Genomic DNA, 17941 nt, shown 5'->3' on the forward strand with positions numbered 1-17941 from the left:
AGCCTTGAGCCCCATGCGGGGGGCTCAAGGCATCACGATTCAACGGCGACGGAACAGCGGCAGCGGTTCGTCGGTAGCAGCCTGATACGTCACGGAGAAGTCCTTGAGACCTTCCAGGGCTTCGTACGGGTCTTTGTCGGCGCGAATGGCGAACGCATCGAAACCGCAGCGGTGCAGGTAGAACAACTGGTCGCGCAGTACGTCGCCAATGGCCCGCAGTTCGCCTTTGAAACCGTAACGGTCACGCAGCAAACGGGCGTTGGAGTAGTTGCGGCCATCGGTGAAGGCCGGGAAGTTCAGGGCGATGACCTGGAACTGCGCCACGTCTTCGCCGATTTCCTCGGCTTCCTCATCGGCGTCCAGCCAGATTCCCAGGCCACCGTCGCGGGCCAGGAGCATACGGCTGTGTTCACGCCACAACTGCAGCGGGACAATGTAGTCGTCACAGTTGGTGATTTCGTCGATGCTGAAATCCTTGGGCAGCAGGTGCCAGGTTTCGTCGACGACTTCGTTGTTCTTAATGATTCGCTGCATAGACGCGCTCCTTGAAGAGGTCGATGCCAATACGCTGGTAGGTGTCGATGAAGCGCTCGTCTTCGGTACGTTGTTCGATGTACACGTCGATCAGCTTCTCGATCACGTCAGGCATGGCTTCCTGGGCAAAGGACGGGCCGAGGATCTTGCCCAGGCTGGCGTCGCGGCTGGCGCTGCCGCCGAGGGACACCTGGTAGAACTCTTCGCCTTTCTTGTCCACGCCGAGAATGCCGATGTGGCCGACGTGGTGGTGACCACAGGCGTTCATGCAGCCGGAGATGTTCAGGTCCAGTTCACCAATGTCGAACAGGTAGTCCAGGTCGTCGAAACGGCGCTGGATCGATTCGGCGATCGGGATCGACTTGGCGTTGGCCAGGGAGCAGAAGTCACCACCCGGGCAGCAGATGATGTCGGTCAGCAGGCCGATGTTCGGCGTGGCGAAACCTTGCTCGCGCAGCTCGCCCCACAGGGTGAACAGTTTTTCCTGCTCGACGTCGGCCAGGATGATGTTCTGCTCGTGGGAGGTACGCAATTCACCAAAGCTGTAGCGGTCGGCCAGGTCGGCCACGGCGTCGAGCTGCTTGTCGGTGATGTCACCCGGTGCAACGCCGGTTGGCTTGAGGGACAGGGTCACGGCCACGTAGCCCGGCTTCTTGTGGGTCAGGGTGTTGCGCACGCGCCAACGGGCGAAGCCCGGGTGCTGCTGGTCGAGCTCGGCCAGTGCGGCGCTCTGGTTGTCCAGCGCCTTGTAGTCCGGGTCGACGAAGTGTTTGGCGACGCGCTGCACTTCGGCTTCGGTCAGCGTGGTCTGGCCACCGCGCAGGTGTTCCATTTCCGCATCGACTTTCTGGGCGAAGACCTCAGGGGTCAGCGCTTTCACCAGGATCTTGATCCGCGCCTTGTACTTGTTGTCGCGACGGCCATAGCGGTTGTAGACCCGCAGGATGGCGTCGAGGTAGCTCAACAGGTCTTGCCACGGCAGGAATTCATTGATGAACGCGCCCACCACCGGCGTACGGCCCAGGCCACCGCCGACCAGCACGCGGAAACCCAGTTCGCCAGCGGCGTTGTGCACCGGCTCAAGGCCGATGTCGTGGACTTCGATGGCAGCGCGGTCGGAGGTCGAACCGTTGACGGCAATCTTGAACTTGCGCGGCAGGTAGGCGAATTCCGGGTGGAAGGTGGTCCACTGGCGGACGATCTCGCACCACGGGCGCGGGTCGATCACTTCATCGGCCGCGACACCGGCGAACTGGTCGGTGGTGACGTTGCGCAGGCAGTTACCGCTGGTCTGGATCGCGTGCATCTGCACGGTGGCCAGTTCAGCCAGGATGTCCGGGATGTCTTCCACGGCAGGCCAGTTGAACTGCACGTTCTGCCGGGTACTGATGTGGGCGTAGCCCTTGTCGTAGTCACGGGCAATCCTGGCCATCATTCGCATCTGGCGCGAAGTCAGCTGGCCGTAAGGCACCGCCACCCGCAACATCGGCGCGAAGCGCTGGATATACAGGCCATTTTGCAGGCGCAGGGGGCGGAATTCTTCTTCGCTCAGCTCGCCTGCCAGATAGCGTCGGGTCTGATCACGGAACTGCTTGACGCGGTCCTCGATGATCCGCTGATCGTATTCGTCGTATACGTACATATAAGTCCTGTTCTCAGGCTTGGGTCGCTCGGATACAGCTGCGTTTTTTGCTTGCCGCAGTCCAAGAGCCTCTGCAATTCTGCGCGCACGGCCGCGCACTCCTAATGGAGCCGGGGCAAGATACCAGTTTGCGGTTATGCGCAAAAGTGATGTTTGAGTATATGTAAAGAACCAAAAGGACTAATGAGAATCGTTGTTGCAAAGCCCCTGTTTGTGGTGCGGGCAATCGTCGTCTTTACTGTGATCGAGTCTTTATGCAATCACCGATAAAACCGACAAGAGGCGATGCAATGAGCAACCCTACCAAAGCTTCAAAACCCGATAGCACGGTGGACGCTTGGGCGATTTTGTTCCTGATCATTCTGGTCGTGGGTACTGCCGTTTTCTGGGTCAGCCATCAATAACCGTTAGCGCCCGTGCCGTGGTCGGGCTGCCAGCGCCGACCGCGGACCGGTTTCCTTACGGAGTCTGCTTTGCGCAGTAATGCCTGGCGGCGGCCTCAGATGCCTGCGAGGTAAAGCACCAGCTTGACGATGGCAAACAGCGTCAGGGCGAACACCGCGGTGAACAATATCCCCAAAATCACGAAGTGGCTCGGCTTGCCGTGGGTAAAGTCCCGCGCCCGGTTTTTCCCGCTCTGCACCCCGAATGCCGCGGCCATCACGCTGTGCACCATTTGCCAGAAGGTCGGCGGCTTGTTGTCGACTGGATCGTCCATATACCCCTCGTCATGCAGAAGTGAACTTTAAGCATAGCCAAACCTGTCCTCCATAACTATGTACCGCCATGGCGCCGCAGGGCCGTGATTTCCTGATGCCTCAACCACAGCGATCAGGATGCACGTCATGCCCGAGCTTTCCCCACCCATGGACCCTGGGTTTCATGTTCCATTTATCAAGAAACGCCTGCCCGACTGGACTCGACACCTCGCACCCGCACATATCGACAACCTCACCCGGGCCAGGGATCCGGCCGAGGCGTTTGCCAGGAACTATCCGCGGCTATACACCGAGGCATTGCCTGCGCTGCGCCTGGCGCTTTACGAAAGTCAGGTGCGCAGCAACCGCTCCACCCAGGCGCTGGCCAAGACCCTCAAGGACTTCAAGGGCATCACCGAATTTTCCAAGCCGCTGCTGGCGGAGGCCATGAACAAGACCTTTGGCCAGTCCCCCGATCTGACCAAAACCATGCTCTATCACCTGCGAGCCCCCAACCGGGCCGATGAGCAGACACTGCTGCAGGCCGCGTTGCGCAATTTCGAGGACGATGAACCCTTTGATGAAGTCGCCCTGCAGGAGACCAGTGCGCTGGCTCCCGCCGGGGCACTGCAGCGAGAGCTTTACGACAGGCAACAGACCATCCCGTTCTGGAGTACGCGCTACAAGATCCTCGACAAGCTGTCGATCAAGCCCGGGGAGTTCGCCACCCTTTGCCGGCAATTGGACCTGGGCCAGCAATATCAGGATCACCTGAGCGCCGTTTTCGATAGCTCCGCCACGCGTGCGACGGTGCGCCAGCAGACGATTACGGCCAACAAAGACCTGATGCGCCTGCAACTGCACATCGCGCGAATGAAGTCGCACGTCAGTGAATCGGCGTATGCGACCTTGCTGGCGGTACTCGACGGCAGACCGGAGCCCCGGATCGATGGCCGTCCCGTGGCGTTCAGTCAATTGACGGCGCTGGGCTCGGAGTTGAGCGACGTATTGATCATCGGCCCGGTGTCCCGCAAGCCCACCTCGACCCTGGAGGACATCGCCGAGGCCTTCCTGCCGGTACCCGTCTGGAGCGCGGCAGTCGACACCCATGCGCGAATCGTCGTCTACATCCCGGGTGACACGAGACACCCGATCAAGGAGTTCACGTCGCTGGCCGCATTTGCCAAAGACTTTGCCGTGCGATTGCGCTCGCGAAGCTTTCAGCGCTTTATCGCCGGGTTGCTGCCCCAGGACGAGTCGCCGAGGTTTATGCGCCGGCTCACCGCCCAACTCAAGACCCACCGATGGAACCCGAATCCGGTCTGGCCAGGCCCGCCCTACAATCCGGAAGCCTACCGCAATGGCATGTATGAAGAGATCTGGAACGAAGACGCCAATGTCGCCCTGAGCGAAACCTTCATCGACGCCGAAGTATTCGGCGCGCGCTACGAGGCCCACCTGGCCAGGATCAAGGCCAACGCCAGGCTCCTGGCCGTTCCTACTGCCGCCGTAGACCACCAGGCCTGGATCGAGCGCCTCGAACACCTGGCTGGATGGGGCTTGAACATACTCAATGTGGGCGCGTTTTTCGTGCCCGGACTCGGCGAAGTGATGCTGTTGGTGACCGCGGTGCAACTGGGCCGTGAGGTGTATCAGGGCGTGGAAGCCTGGAAGGAGGGCGATGCCGAGGAGGCCTGGGGGCATCTCACGTCGGTCATGCAGAACGTGGCCTTCATGGCGGTGCTGGGCGCACTGGCCAGCAAGGCACCCCCGATCACGGCCTCGCGCTTCGTCGACGGCATGCGCAAAGTCACCACGCCGTTCGGCGAGCCGCGCCTGTGGAACCCGGACCTGGTGGCATACAAAAGCAGCGTTGCACTCGATGGCGTGACGCCAAACGCACTGGGGCAATATGAGGTAGGGGGCAAGACCTATATCAAGATCGAAGGCAATGCCTACGAGAAGAGCTACGACCCGGCACTCGATCAGTGGTCTATCAAGCACCCCACTGACCCTGAAGCTTTTCAGCCGATCTTGCAGCACAACCAACTCGGCGCCTGGCGCCACCTCGATGAGCGACCGCTAGAGTGGGACCGCCTGACGCTGTTGCGGCGCATCGGCACGCAGATGGATGCCTTCTCCGAAGCACAGTTGCAGCAGATCGCCGAGGTCAGCGGGGTCAGCGACGATGCCTTGCGCCAGATGCACATCGATCATCAGGCACCGCCACCACGCCTGGCGGAGACCATCGCGGTGTTCAGCGCCGATCAGCAGGTGGATGAGTTCATCCTGGGCCTGCGTCGCGGCACTCGCCTGAACGATGCCGCCGAGTTCGCCGTACCACTGACCCTGGAACTGCCCAACTGGCCCGTTGATGAAGTACTGGAAGTCTTCGAGGGCACTGAACACTGGGGCACCTCCCAGCGCTACGGCGTGGAGTCGGCGCAGCACAGTGCCAGGCCGACGATCAAGATCACCCGCGCCGAAGTCCGCGCCGGCAAGCTGCCGGATATCGTTCTGGCGGCGCTCGACGAACAGCAAAAGATTCAGTTGCTGGGGGCGCACAGCACGGGACCCGGCGCGGACCCGGTGCAGATGTTCCGGAACCGTCTTGCTGATCGGGCACTGACCCGCAGGCAGTCATTGTTCAAACGTCTGCACACCCCGGAACCGACGACGAATCCCGACATCCAGCGCCTGCAGCGCAGTTTCCCGTCGCTGTCGGCCGAGGCTGCCCAGGAGGTGCTCAATGGCTCCCGTGCCAGCGATTTGTCGCGGTTGCGCACCAGCGGCAAAATGTCTTTGCGCCAGGCCAAGGCTATTCGCCTGCATCTTCAGCAGGCCGCCCTGAACCGTGCACTCATCGGCTTGCGCCTGGACAGCATGGCCTCGGCGGCCAGTGACCGTCTGGCCCTGCACAGCCTGCAGAACATGCCTGGCTGGACCGCGCAGATGCGCGTGGAAGTGCGCGCAGGTTCCATTTTGGGCCCGCTGCTGGACAGCGTCGGCAGCGCAACCGCGAGGCCCGGCTTCTATCTGGTCAAAAGCCTGGATACTTACCGGGCGTTCGATGCACAGGGCGTGGCGCTCAACAGCATCCCCGCCCATGGGCGAAATCTGTTCGGGTCGCTGGTGGAGGTATTGCCGAAAACTGCCCGGGATAACCTGCAAGGCCATCCTGGCCGAGCCTTGCGTGAGGACTTGGCCTCCTCTGCCAGCGCTCACCGCGAGGAGATGGCGCGCGCACTCAATCAACATCCCGTCGATGGCCCGGGGCCGTCCCTGCGCCTGCGTTCAGGGCAGCTCGGCTATCTGGCCAGCGGTCGTGGGGCCGGTTTCGCTGATTTGCCCGAAAGCGGATTGATTACCCGGGTACGCGTGCTTTACCCGAACATTTCCGATGAACAAGCCACTCAGTTCATCAGCAGCCGCCTGAGCGCCGGGGATAGCCATCAGCAGGTTTTCAACCTGCTGAACAATCGCCAGCGGGAGTTCGAAGGGTTATCCCGTCAGTTGAGCAGCTGGATCGGCACCGGTGCCGGGCAAGCCGTGCGCAGGGTGCAGGCGGAAAAAGTGATGCGCTGCTGGCGCAATGGCCTTTATCGAGGCCAGGAGCCTGCCTTTGAACTGGATTTGCGCGGCGCGGATGCTTTACCGGAATGGGACGCCGGCTTCAGCCACGTGAAAACCTTGCGGCTCAACAGCAGCCAGCTCACCGACGACACTGGCCCGGCGTTGCTGGCCAGGTTTTTGCGGCTCAAAAAACTCGACATTCTCGTCGACGGGCAGGACACGGCCGCCCTGGCCGGGAAAGTGCCAGAGTGGACCACTGTAACCGAGCTTAATCTTGCTGGCCTGGGGCAGACGTATGCGCCCCAATTCCTGCGCGCACTCGAGGGCATGACGCCGCTGGAGACTCTTTCGCTGTGGGGTGATGCGGGCTCGATGGACTTCGGCAAACTGACAGGCCTGCGAACTTTGAACTTGTTCGGCCAACCTGGTCGTTGGCCGACCGGGGTCCTGGATTTGCCGGGGCTCGAAAGCCTGAACTTGCAGCACGTAGCGATCCCGGACCTGCCCGCCGAACTCTATACGGGTCATGAAGCGCTCTGGCGTGGCCTGAGGTTGAACTGGGGAGCCTTGGAACCGCAGGCATTACGCAAGGCTTGCAACTATGTGCGCGACAATCCGGCGCATCTGGCGGACGAATCGCAGATGGTCGCAGACTACTGCAGTAGGCGTCTTGCCTCGCTCATGCCCGAGGATTATTCCTTCGCTTCCGATGCCCTGGCGCGGTTCAATGCCGACGGGGTAACGGGCACGGCACTGCTCGACCGGGTCGACGCCCTGCACCAACAGCACAATGCATTGAACCTGGCGTTGGACAGTTGGCAGAACACCCCGGTCAGGGTCGAAGGGGAACAGGTAGATGTTCATAGTCGCGAGGTGATTGCCCGCAATCTTCGGGAATGCGCGCGCAACAGCTTGCGTGCCCAATATGCGCCCGACGAACCCGTGGCGGGACCGTCACGGGCGTCTGCCAGGTCGGATAGCGGAGTGCTCGACATGACGGGGTTCGGAGCCATCGGCGATCTGCCTGCATTGGGCGATACGGTGTTTGCTCATATACGCCGTCTGAATCTGGGAGGCAGCAGGCTGACGAGCGCCCAGGTGAACGATTTCCTGCGAGCGTTTCCGCAACTGCGCACCCTTGAACTCAGCGCCAACCGATTGACTGAACTGCCTCAGGCCTTGGACTCGCTGAGCGGACTGACCACGCTCGACCTTTCGTTCAACGAGTTGACAATCACGGCGACGGCGCAAGCCCGGATCAATCGCCTGACCTCATTGCAGGCGCTGAACCTGGCCTACAACCGGGTAGGCGCACTGGACGTCAGTTCGCTGAGGAACCTGTACAGCCTGGACCTGGGGCATACGCGCGTCACTCGCTGGCCCGACGGTGCGCTTTCACTACCCCGGCTGCGTCGCCTGGCCCTCAATCACAGCGCGATCACCGACATCCCGGTAGAAGCGTTGACCGGGCATGATCCTCTGCTGGGGGAGACCTTGCTGCAAGGTTGCCGACTGAGCCCGCAAGGCCTGGCGGCAGTGCGCGCTTTCGCTGATCGCACTCCGTCCCAGGCGCCGATGGGCATCACCCGGGCGCATCTGGCGGCAGGTCGAACAGGCGGGGATCCCGAGTTTTTTCCGCTCGAGGTATCAGAGGATCCGAATCTTTTGTTGCCGCAGAGCCCCGCGCCAGTCGACGGTCAGTTGCCGCAGACTTCCGCCGCCCGGCTGCAGCGCCTTGATCCGCAACTGGGTGACGCAGAAGCCGTCGAACGCATCAATGCATGGCTGGCACGCGGCCTGGGTGCGACGGAGATTGAAGCGCGACTGGTGCAATGGGAGCAGCAACAGACCCAACTGGTCGGTAGATTGAATGAATGGATCGATGCCCCGGCTGCACGCTTGCGCCGCGCCTGGGTCAACGCCGTGGACCGCCGCCGGGCAGCTGACCGGTTGCTGGAAAGCTGGCGGCTCACGCTGGGTGAGGCTCCCGGGGTCGAGGGAACGCTCGATTTTACCGGGATGATCATCGGTGATCTGCCCACAATGCCGTTCATCTTCAATCATGTGGTGGAACTGGACCTCAGTGGCGTCGGGCTGTCGACGAATTCCGAAGGTTTCCTGAGTTGTTTTCCGCGTTTGCGCAGCCTGACACTCAACCAGAACGGCCTGGGCAACTTGCCCGAAGCGGTGACCCAGTGTCAGGAATTGACCCGCCTGAACGCCAGCTACAACGATATTCGCGCCAGCGAGCCATTACAGCGCCAATTGCGTTCATTGCCGCGTTTGCAATGGCTCGACCTGGGCGAAAACCACTTGGGCGAATTTGACCTCAACGGTCTCGACCAACTGCAAAGCCTGGATCTGCGTGGCAACGGCCTGCGCGAGTGGCCGACGGGGGTATTACAGGCACCTGCGCTGACCACCCTGGACCTGTCGAACAACCAGATAGCGACCATTCCCCAGGCGGCATTGCAGCCGGAACACGCGAATCTGATGGTCGGCACCAACCTGGTCGATAACATGCTGGAGCCCGATGAGTTCATTCGCCTGCAGGAATACGCGCAGGAAACCGGGCGAGGGTTGGGGTTTACCCCGATGGAAATCGACCAACTGCTGGAGGGGTTTGGGCCCTCGGAATCGTCTCAGGCCAGTGAGGACGAGGTGCATCCGGATCGAGAGTCTGACGCCGCGCAGAAAGAGCGCTGGTTCAGCGGCGTTGCGACGGATTCGGAAAAGCACGCCATGTGGAGCGCCATGATGAGGCAGGACACCACCCACGACTTTGCCTACATTCTGTCGCAATTACGCCATACCCAGGATTTTCGCGTGGATCGTCTCGGCCTGACACAGCGGGTCTGGCGCGTCATTGAGTCGGCCTATGCCGACGAGGCGCTGAGCGAGCGCCTGATGGGCCTGGCAAAAGCGCTGAGGCACCAGGCGACCTGCGGCGATGGCCGGATCCTGTTGTTCAACGAACTGGAGGTCGAGGTGTTCGAGTACGGCGCCCTGAAGTCCATCGCTCCCGAACATAAGGGGCGCGAGTTGCTCAAGCTGTCCAGGCGGCTGTTCCGCCTGTCGCAGGTGGAAGAGGTCGCCAGCAGCAGGATCGCGACTCATCCGACTACCGATCCGGCGGAAATTCGCCTGGCCTATCGCATCGGCCTGGCCCGTCGCCTGGATCTGCCCGATCAACCCAAAGGCATGCTCTACGCCAACCTGGCCCAGGTGGCGGCAGCGGATCTCGATCAAGCCTACACCCGGATCATTGCTCAGGAGCAGACTACGGTGTTCAACGACCAACTGATTGCGCGCAAATACTGGAGAGACTATCTGGAAGAAAAGTACCCGGCGGAATTCACCCGGGTGCAACAGCAATTCCAGGAAAAAAACACGGCCCTTGAAGACAAGTACGACGAATTCAACGAGGCATACTTTGAGGAGTTGCAGTCGCTGGAATCGGACAACCTGGTCGACCGCAAGAACCTGCTGAGCGAACTCACGTCCCGTGAGCTGGCCGAGCAGGCATCAATGACCTGATCATCGATCGGCAGACCCTGGAGTCGACTGCGTTCGACTCCAGGGCTCACTGGATCAGTCGTCGTAGCCGAGGTTCGGCGCCAGCCAGCGCTCGGTGACGCTCAACTCCTGACCCTTGCGCGAGGTGTAGCTCTGCACCTGATCCTTGTCGATCTTGCCCACGGCAAAGTACTGCGCCTGCGGGTGGGCGAAGTACCAACCGCTGACCGCCGCCGCCGGGAACATCGCGTAATGCTCGGTGAGGAACACGCCGCTGCGGCCGGCACGCATTTCGGCGGCCTCGGGATCGAGCAGGGCAAACAGCGCGGCCTTCTCGGTGTGATCCGGGCACGCCGGGTAGCCCGGGGCAGGGCGGATGCCGCTGTATTGCTCCTTGATCAGCGCCTCGTTGTCGAGCGTCTCGTCCTTGGCGTAACCCCAGTAGTCTTTACGCACCTGCTGGTGCAGCCACTCGGCACAGGCCTCGGCCAGGCGGTCGGCCAGGGCCTTGACCATGATCGAGTTGTAATCGTCGCCAGCGTCCTGATAAGCCTTGGCCACTTCTTCGGCACCGATGCCGGCGGTGGTGATGAAACCGCCCACGTAGTCGGTGACTTCGCTGTCCTTGGGCGCGACAAAATCCGCCAGGGAGAAGTTCGGCTTGCCGTCGGTCTTGATGGTCTGTTGGCGCAAGTGATGCAGCTTGGCCAATGGCTTGCCGTCATCGCCGTACAGTTCGATATCGTCGTCGCGCACCTGGTTGGCCGGCCAGAAGCCGAACACCGCGCGGGCGCTGATCAGTTTCTCGTCGATCAGTTTGGCGAGCATTTCCTGGGCATCGGCGTACAGCGTGGTCGCGGCTTCACCGACCACTTCGTCCTGGAGGATGCGCGGGAACTTGCCGGCCAGGTCCCAGGAAATGAAGAACGGCGTCCAGTCGATGTATTCGGCCAGTACCTTGAGGTCGATGTTGTCCAGCACCTTGGCGCCGGTAAAGGCTGGTTTGACCGGCGTGTAGGTGCTCCAGTCGAACTGTGGCTTCTTGGCGATCGCCGCCGCGTAGCTCAGGCGTTCGGTGCGGGCGCTGCGGTTGGCGGTGCGCTCGCGCACTTCGATGTATTCCTCGCGGGTTCTCTCGACGAAGCCGGCCTTCAGTTCCTTGGACAGCAACTGGGTCGCCACGCCCACAGCACGGGAGGCGTCGGTAACGTACACCACCGCGTCGTTGCTGTACTTGGGCTCGATCTTCACCGCCGTGTGCGCCTTGGAGGTGGTGGCGCCACCGATCATCAACGGCAGGTGGAAATCCTGGCGCTGCATCTCGCGAGCCACATGGACCATTTCATCCAGCGACGGCGTGATCAGGCCGGACAGGCCGATGATGTCGCACTTCTGCTCCTTGGCCACCTGGAGGATTTTCTCCGCCGGCACCATCACGCCGAGGTCGACGATGTCGTAGCCGTTACAGCCCAGCACCACGCCGACGATGTTCTTGCCGATGTCGTGCACGTCGCCTTTCACGGTGGCCATGAGGATCTTGCCCTTGGCCTCCGGCTTGTCGCCTTTTTCCAGTTCGATGAACGGGATCAGGTGGGCCACGGCCTGCTTCATCACCCGGGCGGATTTCACCACCTGCGGCAGGAACATTTTGCCGGCACCGAACAGGTCGCCAACGATGTTCATGCCGGACATCAGCGGCCCTTCGATCACTTCGATCGGACGGGCGAAGGATTGGCGCGACTCTTCGGTGTCTTCGACGATGTGCGTGGTGATGCCCTTGACCAGTGCGTGTTCCAGGCGCTTGTTGACGTCCCAGTTGCGCCACTCTTCGGTCTCGGCTTCCTTGACGCTGCCGTCGCCCTTGTACTTGTCGGCGATGGCGAGCAGGGCGTCGGTGCCCTCCGGGGTGCGGTTGAGGATCACGTCCTCAACGGCGTCGCGCAGTTCGACCGGGATCTGGTCGTAGATCTCCAGCTGACCGGCGTTGACGATGCCCATGGTCAGGCCGGCGCGGATCGCGTACAGCAGGAACACCGAGTGGATCGCCTCGCGCACCGGGTTGTTGCCGCGAAACGAGAACGACACGTTGGACACGCCGCCCGACGTCAACGCATACGGCAGCTCGTCGCGGATGTAGGCACAGGCGTTGATGAAGTCCACGGCGTAGTTGTTGTGTTCTTCGATACCGGTGGCCACGGCGAAGATGTTCGGGTCGAAGATGATGTCTTCCGGCGGGAAGCCGACTTCATTGACCAGAATGTCGTAGGAGCGCTTGCAGATCTCTTTCTTGCGCGCTTCGGTATCGGCCTGGCCGGCTTCGTCGAATGCCATCACCACCACCGCGGCGCCATAACGCTTGCACAACTTGGCGTGGTGAATGAACTGCTCGACGCCTTCCTTCATGCTGATCGAGTTGACGATGCCCTTGCCCTGGATGCACTTGAGACCGGCCTCGATCACTTCCCACTTGGAGGAGTCGATCATGATCGGTACGCGGGAGATGTCCGGTTCGCCGGCAATCAGATTGAGGAAGGTCACCATGGCCTTCTTCGAATCGAGCATCCCTTCGTCCATGTTGATGTCGATCACCTGGGCGCCGGCCTCGACCTGCTGCAGGGCGACTTCCAGGGCTTCGGTGTAGTTGTCTTCACGGATCAGCCGGGCGAACTTGGCGGAACCGGTGATGTTGGTGCGCTCGCCGACGTTGACGAACAGCGAGTTGCGATCGATGGTGAACGGCTCCAGGCCCGAGAGACGGCAGGCCTTGGGGATCTCCGGAATCTGGCGCGGTGCGTAGCCGGCCACGGCCTTGGCGATGGCCTCGATGTGGCCCGGCGTGGTGCCGCAGCAACCGCCGACGATGTTGAGGAAGCCGCTTTGGGCGAATTCTTCGATGACCTTGGCGGTTTGCGCCGGCAGTTCGTCGTACTCGCCGAACTCGTTGGGCAGGCCGGCGTTCGGGTGTGCGGAAACGTGGGTGCCTGCCTTGTTCGACAGCTCTTCGAGGTACGGGCGCAGTTCACTGGCGCCCAGGGCGCAGTTCAGGCCGACCGAAATCGGCTTGGCATGGGCCACGGAGTTCCAGAACGCTTCGGTGGTCTGCCCGGACAGGGTGCGGCCGGAGGCGTCGGTGATGGTGCCGGAAATCATGATCGGCAATTCGATGCCCAGCTCTTCGAACACCCCTTGCACGGCGAAGATCGCGGCCTTGGCGTTGAGGGTGTCGAAGATGGTTTCGATCAGGATCAGGTCGGCACCGCCTTCGATCAGGCCTTTGGTGGCCTCGGTGTAGTTCACCACCAGCTCATCGAAGGTCACGTTGCGGTAGCCAGGGTTGTTCACGTCCGGGGACAACGAACAGGTACGGCTGGTCGGGCCAAGCACGCCGGCAACGAAGCGCGGCTTGTCCGGGTTCTCGAGGGTTTTCGCATCGGCGACCTTGCGCGCCAGGCGAGCGCCTTCTACGTTCAATTCGTAGGCCAGTTCTTCCATGCCGTAATCGGCCATGGAAATTCGGGTGGCGTTGAAGGTGTTGGTTTCCAGGATGTCGGCACCGGCATCCAGGTAGGCCTTCTCGATGCCACCAATCACGTCCGGGCGCGTCAGCACCAACAGGTCGTTGTTGCCTTTGACATCGCTCGGCCAGTCAGCGAAACGTTTGCCACGGTAATCCTGCTCTTCGAGCTTGTAGCTCTGGATCATCGTGCCCATGCCGCCATCGAGAATCAGGATGCGCTCTTTGAGGGCGTGCTTGAGAGCTTGAAGGCGAACACTGCGATCGGACATTGGGACTACTCGAAAAGACCATGACGAAGGGCCGGGATGATAGCAAACCTGTGCGCTTTTAGAGCATGTCCGGGTTTTCCATGAATATCGCTCATGTTGGTGGGGCGGCCAGCCCGGTAGAATCGCGGCGTTTTCTAAAGGATCGGGACCAGGGACATGTCGTATCGCGTCGTCATCAGCAGTGTGTTGCTGTTTTTAAGCTGGGGCGCGGTCGCGCAAAGTCCGGCGATTTCGCCTGCAATCTCCTACACCCGCGACATCCAGCCGATCTTCACCGAAAAGTGCGTGGCCTGCCACGCCTGCAACGACGCCGCCTGTCAGCTCAACCTGGGCAGCGGGGAGGGCGCGGCCCGTGGCGCGACGAAAGTCCCGGTGTATGACGGCGATCGCAGCCAGGCTGTCGCGCCGAGCCGCCTGTTCTATGACGCGTTTGGCAAGCGGGCCTGGCAACAAAAGGGCTTCTATTCGGTGCTCGACGCCCAGGGCAGCCAGGCTGCATTAATGGCGCGCATGCTTGAACTGGGCCACACCAACCGCTTGCAACCCAATGCCAAATTGCCCGAGGACATCGTCCTGGGCCTCAATCGCGACAACATGTGCGCCTTGCCTGCCGAGTTCGACGGGTATGCCAGCGCTCATCCCAAGGAAGGCATGCCCTTGGCAGTCACCGGCCTGACCGATCAGCAATACCAGACGCTGCAACGCTGGCTGGCCTCGGGTGCCCCGATCGATGAACAGGCCCTGGTGCCCAGCGCGAAGGAAGCGTTGCAAGTGGTGCAGTGGGAAAACCTGCTCAACGCACCGGGCGCCCGGCAGAGTCTGGTGGGGCGCTGGTTGTTCGAGCACTGGTTTCTCGCGCACCTCTATTTCAAGGACGGCGAGCCGGGGCATTTCTTCCAGTGGGTGCGATCGCGCACGCCGACCGGCCAGCCGATCGACCTGATCAACACCCGTCGGCCGAACGACGACCCCGGCACCCAGGTGTATTACCGCTTGTGGCCGGTGCAGGGGGTGATCGTGCACAAGACCCACATCACCTATGCCCTGAGCGCGGCGAAGCTGGCCCGGGTCAAGAGTCTGTTCTACAACGGCAACTGGCAGGTCAGCGCCTTGCCGGGCTACGGCCCGGAACGCCGGGCCAATCCGTTTGCCACCTTCGAAGCGATCCCGGCCCAGGCGCGTTATCAGTTCATGCTCGATAACGCCGAGTATTTCGTGCGCACCTTTATTCGCGGCCCAGTCTGCCGCGGGCAGATCGCGACGGACGTGATCCGCGACAACTTCTGGGCACTGTTCCAGGCGCCGGAACACGACCTCTATATCACCGACCCGAACTATCGCGGCCAGGCCACGCCGTTGCTGGCGATGCCGGGGCAAAACGACGACGTCGGCAGTGTCCTGAGCCTGTGGCACGACTACCGCGACAAGCGTAACGAATATGAAGCCCTGCGCCGGGACAGCTATGCCGATCTGCCGGCACCGAGCTGGTCGAGCCTGTGGGCCGGCAACGACAACGCTCTGCTGAGCATTTTCCGCCACTACGACAGCGCCGCGGTGACCAAGGGCCTGATCGGCGACGTACCACAGACGATGTGGCTGTTCGACTTCCCGCTGCTGGAGCGCACTTACTATCAGTTGGCGGTGAATTTCGACGTGTTCGGCAATGTGTCCCACCAGGCCCAGACGCGCCTGTATTTCGACCTGATCCGCAATGGCGCCGAGCAGAATTTCCTGCGCCTGATGCCGGCGGATTCCCGGGACGATTTCCTCGACGATTGGTACCAGAGCAGCGGTAAATTCAAGATGTGGCTGGATTATGAGTCCATCGACAACGACACGCCGACCGCCCTGAAACTCGATGAAAAGGACCCCAAGCGCGACTTCGCCATGCAGCTGCTGGCCCGTTACGGTGAGCTGAACGCCAAACCTGACCCGATCAATCGCTGCGACGGCGCCTATTGCTCGCGGCCGAACATCGATCCGGTCCTGCAGGCCGCCGAGCAGGCCCTGAGTCGCCTGGCCTCACGCCCGGCGGCCGGCCTCAAGGTCATCGATCAGCTGCCGGAAGCGACCATGCTGCGCATCGAAACCGCGAGCGGTCAGCGTGTGGTCTACAGCCTGCTGCGCAACCGTGCGCACAGCAACGTGGCGTTCCTGGTGGGCGAGTCGCTGCGGTACCAGCCGGGGCTGGATACGCTCACCATTTTTCCCGGGGTACTGAGCAGTTACCCGAACTTCATGTTCAATATTCCGGCCGATCAGGTGCCTGAGTTTGTCGATGCGATGGAAAACGCCAAGGATGCCGACCGTTTCGAGAAAATCGTCGAACGTTGGGGAATTCGGCGTAGCCATCCGCAATTTTGGCAGTACTTCCATGACCTGAGCCGCTACATCCACGAAACCGAACCGGTGGAAGAGGGTGTGCTGGACATGAATCGCTACGAGAACCTCTGAATAATTCCTGTAGGAGCGAGGCTTGCCCGCGAACCAGGCGCTGTAGTCTCGGGGTAGACAGCGTTATCGTTCTTCGCGGGCAAGCCTCGCTCCTACAGGGTCAATCGTCCTTTCTTTTCCCGACAAAAATACTAGGACTTTGTGCGCGGCGATGATTGGCGTAAACTGCGCCCAAGCCTGCGAGGAGTTTCCATGACCGCTATTACCATCACCGACGCCGCACACGATTACCTGGCTGATCTGCTCTCCAAGCAGAACACCCCGGGCATCGGCATCCGCGTCTTCATCACCCAGCCTGGCACCCAGTACGCCGAAACCTGCATTGCCTATTGCAAGCCGGGCGAAGAAAAACCTGAAGACACCGCGCTGGGGCTCAAAAGCTTCACCGCGTACATCGACCATTTCAGCGAAGCTTTCCTGGACGATGCCGTTGTCGACTACGCCACCGACCGCATGGGCGGCCAGCTGACCATCAAGGCGCCAAACGCCAAGGTGCCGATGGTCAATGCCGACAGCCCGATCAACGAGCGTATCAACTACTACCTGCAAACCGAGATCAACCCGGGGCTGGCCAGCCACGGCGGCCAGGTCAGCCTGATCGATGTGGTCGAAGACGGCATCGCCGTCCTGCAGTTCGGCGGCGGTTGCCAGGGCTGTGGCCAGGCAGACGTGACCTTGAAGGAAGGCATCGAGCGCACCTTGCTCGAGCGTATTCCCGAGCTCAAGGGCGTGCGTGATGTGACGGACCACACGCAGAAAGAAAACGCCTACTACTAAGGTGTTCGCTGCGGCATGAAAAAACGGCGCCCCGTGAGCGCCGTTTTTTTTTGATCGTTCCCACGCTCCGCGTGGGAATGCCTCAACGGACGCTCCGCGTTCGGCTTTAGAGGGGACGCAGAGCGTCCCGGGCTGCATTCCCACGCAGAGCGTGGGGACGATCAGGGTCGGAAGAGATGTGCATGCCCGGCGCGATACAGCGACGACTCGCTGAAATGATCGCTGCCGAGCACCCGACCCACCAGAATCAACGCCGTGCGCCGAAACCCCTTGGTCGCAACCTTCCCGGCAATATCCTCAAGCGTCCCCACCACCCAATCCTGATCCGGCCAGGTCGCCCGGTGAATCACCGCGATCGGGCAATCCGCACCGTAATGCGGCAGCAACTCGGCAAGGATTTTCTCCAGATGATTGACCCCCAAGTGGATCGCCATGGTCGCCCCATGCTGCGCCAGGCTGCCCAGTTCTTCTCCGGCCGGCATCGCGGTCTTGTCGGCGTAGCGAGTCAGGATCACGCTTTGTGACACATCCGGCAACGTCAGCTCCGCGCCCAGAAGCGCCGCGCAGGCGGCCGTGGCCGTCACGCCGGGGATGATCTCAAAAGGAATATCGAGCTCACGCAGATGGCGAATCTGTTCGCCGATGGCGCCATACAGGCTCGGGTCGCCGGAGTGCACGCGAGCCACGTCCTGGCCATTGGCATGGGCCGTCTTGATCAATTCGATGATCTGTTCCAGGTGCAGTTCGGCGCTGTTGACCACCTGTTCGGCGCAGTGTCCTTCCAGCACCGCGGTGGGTACCAGCGAGCCGGCATAGATGATCACCGGGCAGCTGCGAATCAGGCGCTGGCCCTTGACGGTAATCAGTTCCGGGTCGCCGGGACCTGCGCCAATGAAGTAGACGGTCATCAAAGGTTCCTGTTGAAAATGGGGGCTGCGCAAGGCTTCAGATGAAGATTGCT

Annotated in this window: 8 protein-coding genes; 3 read left to right on the forward strand and 5 right to left on the reverse strand. The window is 61.5% G+C overall.

All coding sequences use genetic code 11. The annotated features are described in order from the left end of the window. Window positions 1–39: 39 nt before the first annotated feature. The 3 genes from HFK74_RS22730 to HFK74_RS22740 form a co-directional block, all read right to left on the reverse strand. Entirely contained in the window at window positions 40–534 is a 495-nt protein-coding gene (locus tag HFK74_RS22730; RefSeq protein WP_033041115.1) for a DUF934 domain-containing protein, read from the reverse strand. After that, window positions 518–2176, reverse strand: a complete 1659-nt coding sequence (locus HFK74_RS22735; RefSeq protein ID WP_180205437.1) for a nitrite/sulfite reductase — start codon at window positions 2174–2176, stop codon at window positions 518–520. The genes HFK74_RS22730 and HFK74_RS22735 overlap by 17 nt, the downstream gene beginning before the upstream one ends. Before the next feature lie 499 nt (window positions 2177–2675). Continuing rightward, window positions 2676–2894 (reverse strand): DUF2970 domain-containing protein, encoded by a 219-nt coding sequence (locus HFK74_RS22740; protein ID WP_180205438.1) that lies wholly within the window; start codon window positions 2892–2894, stop codon window positions 2676–2678. A gap of 127 nt (window positions 2895–3021) precedes the next feature. Between HFK74_RS22740 and HFK74_RS22745 the strand changes: the two genes are divergently transcribed. Beyond that, complete coding sequence (locus HFK74_RS22745) at window positions 3022–9984, forward strand: NEL-type E3 ubiquitin ligase domain-containing protein (protein WP_180205439.1); 6963 nt, start codon at window positions 3022–3024, stop codon at window positions 9982–9984. Between the two features lie 54 nt (window positions 9985–10038). Here the strand turns inward: HFK74_RS22745 and metH are convergent, their stop codons facing one another. Then, entirely contained in the window at window positions 10039–13749 is a 3711-nt protein-coding gene (gene metH, locus HFK74_RS22750; protein WP_180205440.1) for a methionine synthase, read from the reverse strand. A 156-nt stretch (window positions 13750–13905) separates the two neighbouring features. On the opposite strand from metH, the gene HFK74_RS22755 reads away from it, so the two are divergent. After that, window positions 13906–16203, forward strand: a complete 2298-nt coding sequence (locus HFK74_RS22755) for a fatty acid cis/trans isomerase (RefSeq protein WP_180205441.1) — start codon at window positions 13906–13908, stop codon at window positions 16201–16203. Window positions 16204–16395: 192 nt separating this feature from the next. Then, entirely contained in the window at window positions 16396–16980 is a 585-nt protein-coding gene (gene nfuA / locus HFK74_RS22760; RefSeq protein WP_008059275.1) for a Fe-S biogenesis protein NfuA, read from the forward strand. A gap of 161 nt (window positions 16981–17141) precedes the next feature. On the opposite strand, the gene cobM is transcribed toward nfuA, so the two are convergent. After that, window positions 17142–17888 carry a precorrin-4 C(11)-methyltransferase gene (cobM, locus tag HFK74_RS22765; RefSeq protein WP_180205442.1) on the reverse strand — a complete coding sequence of 249 codons (747 nt, stop codon included), beginning with the start codon at window positions 17886–17888 and terminating at the stop codon, window positions 17142–17144. Window positions 17889–17941: the final 53 nt, after the last annotated feature.

The organism is Pseudomonas sp. SbOxS1, from assembly GCF_013416725.1.
Lineage (GTDB): Bacteria > Pseudomonadota > Gammaproteobacteria > Pseudomonadales > Pseudomonadaceae > Aquipseudomonas.

Bases quoted from the DNA above. Each gene is read 5' to 3' on its own strand.
- HFK74_RS22730 (WP_033041115.1), bottom strand. From the start codon at position 534: ATGCAGCGAATCATTAAGAACAACGAAGTCGTCGACGAAACCTGGCAC.
- HFK74_RS22735 (WP_180205437.1), bottom strand. From the start codon at position 2,176: ATGTACGTATACGACGAATACGATCAGCGGATCATCGAGGACCGCGTC.
- HFK74_RS22740 (WP_180205438.1), bottom strand. From the start codon at position 2,894: ATGGACGATCCAGTCGACAACAAGCCGCCGACCTTCTGGCAAATGGTG.
- HFK74_RS22745 (WP_180205439.1), top strand. From the start codon at position 3,022: ATGCCCGAGCTTTCCCCACCCATGGACCCTGGGTTTCATGTTCCATTT.
- metH (WP_180205440.1), bottom strand. From the start codon at position 13,749: ATGTCCGATCGCAGTGTTCGCCTTCAAGCTCTCAAGCACGCCCTCAAA.
- HFK74_RS22755 (WP_180205441.1), top strand. From the start codon at position 13,906: ATGTCGTATCGCGTCGTCATCAGCAGTGTGTTGCTGTTTTTAAGCTGG.
- nfuA (WP_008059275.1), top strand. From the start codon at position 16,396: ATGACCGCTATTACCATCACCGACGCCGCACACGATTACCTGGCTGAT.
- cobM (WP_180205442.1), bottom strand. From the start codon at position 17,888: ATGACCGTCTACTTCATTGGCGCAGGTCCCGGCGACCCGGAACTGATT.